The sequence below is a fragment of the Mesorhizobium sp. M8A.F.Ca.ET.218.01.1.1 genome (assembly GCF_004791165.1).
GTDB lineage: Bacteria > Pseudomonadota > Alphaproteobacteria > Rhizobiales > Rhizobiaceae > Mesorhizobium.
Map to the genome: position 1 here is coordinate 1 of NZ_SRUZ01000111.1, position 340 is coordinate 340.

The following is a 340-nucleotide window of genomic DNA, read 5'->3' on the forward strand; positions in this document are numbered from 1 at the left end:
CGGCAATGCCGCTTTGATCGTCCTCGGAGGCGGCGAGGAAGATCAGCGTATAGCGTCCCTGGTCGTTCTCGTAGCGACGCACTTCATTGAGGCCGAGCTTGTTGCAGTAGAAATCGAGCGATTGATCGATGTCGGCGATGCGGACCATGGTGTGAAGATAGCGCATATCGGGCTCCTCGCGGCGTTGCGTTTGCGGCGCACCATAGGAGCCGCTCCGCCAAAGGGCAATCGTCCGACAAAAAACGGGCGGCGCGGCCGATTTCAGGCCACGCCGTTGCGCGTCAAACGGCGCCGGCAAACAACAATTAAGGCTTTCCAGTGCTCAACGGTGAAAAAAGGC

1 protein-coding gene is annotated in these 340 nt (G+C 59.1%); it reads right to left on the reverse strand.

Annotated elements, in window-relative coordinates; genetic code table 11:
• Positions 1–166: VOC family protein (locus tag EN861_RS34615; protein ID WP_189343823.1), on the reverse strand; the 166-nt coding region annotated here is incomplete at its 3' end.
• Positions 167–340 lie beyond the last annotated feature (174 nt).